This window comes from Photorhabdus viridis (assembly GCF_040256935.1).
GTDB classification, from domain to species: Bacteria; Pseudomonadota; Gammaproteobacteria; order Enterobacterales; family Enterobacteriaceae; genus Photorhabdus; species Photorhabdus viridis.
Genome location: NZ_JBEJZY010000088.1, coordinates 1 through 5,952, shown reverse-complemented (window position 1 = coordinate 5,952; position 5,952 = coordinate 1). Strand labels below are relative to the sequence as shown.

The window sequence follows — 5,952 nt, the reverse complement described above, 5'->3', positions numbered from 1 at the left end:
CGATAATGAAAACGACCGGGTTGAGCCAGAACGAACTTGAGCAAATACGCCACTAACTCATGTTGAGAGTTTTTAATCAACATTCAACGATCCGTGTTAAAAGAGGATGTTACGACGACTGTCAGAACAGTCCCCGAGGTATGAGGAGGTACTGATGACAATAGTGCAGAAACTGGAGCAGAAAGGACTCTAAAGAAGGTGCCAAGAGGCAACTTTAAAAATGGCTCACAGAATGTGGGCTATTTTTTTGTTATATCTCTTTGTTTCAAATAGATAAATTAAATCTTGTTATATTCCCACATTGATAATATTAATAAACTAACTAATTGGATTTTTATTTGAATCTACCAGGATAAGTTATTAATGAAACGACTAAATAGATGGTGTTATTAGTTATCATGATAGATTGTGGTAAGTATATTTTTTTAATTAAAAATTAATATGTTATATGTTTTTTATGGTGGTTTTAGGGAATATAAATGAATTCAAAATTGTTTTATATATCGTGGATTGTTTTATGAAAAAAGGGAATGTTGCTATCGTTTTTATCATTTAACAAATTGACGATAATTGAATTCGTACTGAGTTTGTAATACTTTGTTACAATATATAACACTTTATTACAAATTTATATTTTTGTAAATTTTAAAAAAATGAAAATTTTTCTTGCCATTTTGTGATTGTTTAATGATTATTAAACAGGCTATGAACTTCCTCCACCAGATTAACGTGATTTTGATTTAATCTAATGATTATAGGGTTGGTTTGAGATGAGAAAATTTTTCAATGTTATTATAGCGATTATTGTACTTTCTTCTTTTTTTACTGTCATGATGCAGGTATTGACGCTTAATGATTATATTTTTAGTGTTTATTTGGAGTGGTGGACTATTCCAGCCAAAGTGGCTACTGCTATTGTATCTATTTACGTTTTCGCTCTAATTGTTAAGTTTTTACCATTTATTCTTGTTATTTTTACATTTAGCTTGATTCTGGCTGTAGATGTATGGAATTGGTCATTATGGATTTCGATTCTGGTATTTATTTGGCCAGTGATTGTTGTCTTTTTTTACTGCGCACTCAATAAAAGCCTAAAATATGATACAAGTAATCTATTCTGAGATGAGTTTTTTAACAATCGCAAGCTGATTTTTTTCAGTGATTAATCAACTGAGGGTAAAAAACAGGTGCTCTATTAATGCCGAATTTTTAAAAGGTACAGTATGAACAAAAACGACCTATTCACTATTATGTTTAATGCATTTATCGGTGATTCTATCCCTTGATTATTTTACCTAATCCTGCCATGACTATTTAAAAGCGCAAATACAGAGATATTAAAACTTTTATTTAAGGCGGATCTAACTATAAGTAAAAACTTTAAGAAGGACAGTTAACAAAAGAGTATAACCCAAGCAGGCTGATAATCAGGTGTTTTCTCGCAGTGAATAATATGATTGGAGTAGAAAACTGAATAAGCAGGGTGTTGTTTACCAAGGAATATGAAGCCGAATCGGAAAATTAAATGCAGGGATAGAAAAGGGTTATATGATATCTATAAATATCTTATTATTTACCTATTAAATAGATTAATAATTTTTAAGTCGTTTTAAATTTTCTCGATGTATATTATATATCTGATGGGTATATAACATCTTAGTTTAATCTAAGTGAGATATATACAATGCCATTTTTAACTACTCAAGCCGTAGTGGATTTTAGCAGCCTCCTTTGGCACTGATTGTGGCGGAAAATTACTTTAATGTAATGTTCACTGATGTTTACAAGCTAAACAGTATAAGGCTTTATTTCTGCTTACATTATGCGACGATAAATATCGTTTAATATCTGATAATTCATATCAAAGAGGGGCTATTTTCGAATATGTTGCTTAATGATTAAGACGCTATTGCATCAATGCTGATCTTAGCTATATTATAATAAAATAATATATGGTTAGATTGATTTTAATTGAAAATTATTTTCTCATGAAGATAAAGATAATTAACTTCTATATTAATTATATAGGATTATTATTATAAAATAGAGTATGATTAAATTAATTTTAGCCTGAATTTATATTTTAAAGTAATTAAGTATACAGGGTTCCTTTGGAAATGTTTAAAAAAATGAATTTGATGCGGCATTTTACTTGCTATTTGTTCGGCTGGGAATCCTTATTTTGTAATAAGTTACAGAAGTAAGTTCATGTTAATAGAATAGTCGTTGATGATTCTGGTTTAAATCATGGAATTAAGCATTGATCAAAAGTGATTATATAAAAACCGGGATGAAGTAGAGTGTGTGTTTATGTCCCATAAATGAATCATTTATTCCGTTATTAGGAAAGTTATCGTTACAGAATGGCTAATGAAGCGATTATTTATACCCAGTTTTAGAGATAAAGCGTTGCCTGAGTATCTTAATTGATGTTTAAAAGTGGCCGTTTTTATTCCGCCTAGGATAAGTGGGACAAAACACTTGTGGTAACTGTCGAGAGTGACAGTTGCTAAATATCTAACAGATTTATTGAGGTCGTAGATGAAAGATAACATTGTTAAAGTGGAAAGTACCCTTAAAACCGAACTTCTCTCTCAGACGTCAGAAAATATAACTAATAACGTAAAAAATATACCTATTCTGTCACGTCGCCCCGATTGCGGGGGATATCTGTGCTGGCAGCAGCAGGCTGAGGTACTTTCAGCTTTGGTACGGGCGTTAGATTTTGGTGAAAATTACTTAAATCCACTGGGTTGCCCGAAGCTGTTACTGAATCAGGGTACAGTGCGGATTTCTTGGCTTCAACGGCTGGAGCGCTGTTCTGTGGGCGCACCCGGTACCTTGATTGCGATAGAAGAAGATGCCTGGCAGGTCACAACCGGCAGTGAGGATGTTCGGATCGGCGGTTTCGCCACACTTGAGGGCAAATTACTGTCTGCCGGGGAGCTTGCTGGTATATCAGAATTCAGGCCCGGTACGCAGTTGCCTCTGCTTTCCCCACAACAGGCTCAGAGTGTAAAAGATACCCTCCAGATACTTGCGCCCAGTGAATCATTCTGGCGTGAGCGTCTTGCCTCTTTACTGCCGCTTCAATTGCCTTTCGAAACTGCCGGAGAGTCGGTAGAACCTGAATGGGTATGTAGTGACTGGCAACCCCCGTTGTTGAAAAACAGTGAAGAGTTAAAAAATGGTGAAGAAGCCCCATTGCGGACATTGTTGCAGGCATTCGCCATTTATCTCGCACGTTTGACTCATCAGACCGAATTCCAAATCGGTTGGTGTGTGGAGAGAGCAAAAGATGAACTGGGTATGTTGTCTGGTTTGGCGCCGGTGGTGCCAATGAGTATTGAGGTGGCGTTTGATCAGCCGTGGTGTGTGGTAGCGAACTGGATAAATGATGAGCTTACCCGGCTGGCGCAGCATCGAACATTTTGTCGTGATCTCCTTTCACGCTCTCCTTCACTGCGCGCTATCCCGGCATTAGCAACAAGCCGGCCGTGGCGGATTACGGTCTCTGTAATACCGGATGACAGACCGTGGGAGCAGAACGCGTTAGGTGAATTGCTGACACTCCAGATGAATACTCAGGGTAGTTTTCGCTGGATCTACGATGCAAATCGTCTGAAAGCGGAAACGGTTCAACGAATGAGTGAACATTTACAAGTGCTGGCATCGTTGGCAGGGGAGGAGGAGGACATTCCTGTCTGGCAGTTCAATTTGTTGTCTGAGGCTGAACGCACGCTACTGCTGGAAACCTGGAACGCCACGGAAACGGTATATCCTGACCAGTTATGTATTCATCAGTTGTTTGAACAACAGGCGGAGAAAACCCCGGAAGCGACAGTGCTGATAGCCGGAAATAGGGCCCTAAGTTATGCGGAACTGAATACCCGCGCTAACCGGTTGGCTCATCAACTGATTGAACAGGGGATTTGCCCGGATGACCATGTGGCTATTTTGTTAGAACGGTCCATTGAACTGGTGGTGGCTCAGTTGGCTATCCTCAAGGCAGGTGCTGTTTATGTACCGATCGATCCGAGTGTGCCGGATGAACGGAAAAACTGGCTGATAAGCGATTGTTCAGCCAAATTGTTGCTCATTAATGATCAGGATGATGTCCCGGTTGGCCTGACTGCGCCGTTATTCCATCTTTCCGCTGAGACAGGCACGTACAGGGAAGATGCGTGTTTTAATCCTCATTTACCCCGGTCCAGTACCGAGTCAGCGTATATCATGTACACCTCCGGCTCGACCGGTACGCCAAAAGGAGTCGTTGTGCCGCATCGGGCGGTGGTTCGGCTAGTTATCAATAATGGCTATGCCGAAATTGGGCCGGATGACCGGGTGGCTTTTGAGGCTAACCCAGTTTTTGATGCCAGCACGTTTGAAGTTTGGGCGCCGTTGCTCAATGGTGGCGTGCTGGTGGTGATTGATCACGCGACTGTACTGACGCCAAAAGAGTTTGTTCAGGCATTGCAGGTTCATCGCATTACAGTGTTATGGCTGAGTGTCGGGCTGTTTAACCGGCTGGCGACAGCGTTGTCTCCGGTTTTTCCGCAGCTCAAGATCCTGATTGTCGGCGGAGATGTCCTCGATCCGCATGTCATTGCCCAGGTTCTGCGTGATAGCCCACCACAACAATTATTGAATGGCTATGGTCCGAGTGAAGGCACCACTTTTACCACCATCTACCGTATTACGGCGTTACCGCAGGGAGTGGCCCGGATCCCCATTGGCCGACCAATAGCCAATACGCGGGTTTATCTGCTGGATGCTTATGGTCAGCCAGTGCCGTTGGGGGGAGCCGGTGAGATTTATATCGGTGGAGATGGTGTTGCCAGTGGTTACCTTAATCGCCCTGAGTTGACGGCGGAACGTTTCCTTGTCGATCCGTTTAGCGATAAACCGGGGGCACGCATGTATCGCACTGGGGATTTGGCCCGCTATCTGCCAGACGGTAATCTGGAGTTTCTGGGTCGTAATGACCAGCAGGTTAAAATTCGTGGATTCCGGATTGAGCCGGGAGAAATTGAAGCCCGGTTGACAGCACACTCTGCGGTGCGTGAGGCGGTTGTGCTGGCGCTGGGTGACGGTCAGGATAAACGTCTGGCGGCTTATGTGGTAGCAGAAGCAGATGAAGAGTTGGTTAATTGTCTGCGTACTCACCTGAGCGCCATTTTACCGGATTATATGGTGCCGGCGGCCTTTGTGCGTCTGGATGTTTTCCCGCTGACCCCAAACGGCAAACTGGATCGTCGGGCGCTGCCGATGCCGGGTGAAGAGGCTTTTGCCCGGCAGATTTACGCAGCGCCGCAGGGGGAGGTGGAAACCGCATTAGCGGCTATCTGGCGTGAGTTATTAGGCATTGAGCGAATTAGCCGGCATGACAGCTTCTTTGCGCTGGGGGGGCATTCACTGTTTGCCTTACGGATGATTGACCGCCTGCGCCAGCTTGGGCTGACGCTGGCTGCCCGAGATTTATTCCAATCTCCGGTGTTGTCCGGGCTTGCCCGAATGTTGGGGCAACATCGGGCGGTGATGGCGCCGGCTAATGTCATCACCCCGGCGACGATGACACTGACGCCGGAGATGTTGCCGCTGATTGATCTGACTCAGCCAGAAATTGACCACATTGTTGAGCAGGTGCCCGGCGGGATTGCTAATGTGCAGGATATCTATGCCCTGTCGCCGTTGCAGGACGGCATCTTGTTCCATCATCTGCTGGCGAAGGAAGGTGACCCCTATCTGCTGGCCTATCCGATGATTTTTGCTGACCGGGCGCTGTTGGATCGCTATCTGGCGGCGATGCAACAGGTGGTTGATCGCCATGATATCCTGCGGACCGCGTTTATCTGGCAGGGATTATCTGCACCGGCGCAGGTGGTCTGGCGTCAGGCGCCTTTATCGGTCGCTAAACTGACTCTGGACCCGGCTGACGGGCCGATTGGCGAG

At 43.2% G+C, this 5,952-nt stretch carries 2 protein-coding genes; both read left to right on the top strand.

Features of this window, described 5'->3' with window-relative positions:
- Positions 1-770: 770 nt before the first annotated feature.
- Positions 771-1,121, top strand: a complete 351-nt coding sequence (locus ABR397_RS21620) for a hypothetical protein (RefSeq protein WP_350307518.1) — start codon at positions 771-773, stop codon at positions 1,119-1,121.
- 1,420 nt (positions 1,122-2,541) lie between these two features.
- Positions 2,542-5,952 (top strand): amino acid adenylation domain-containing protein (locus ABR397_RS21615; RefSeq protein ID WP_407072894.1); only part of this gene is annotated, 3,411 nt, incomplete at its 3' end.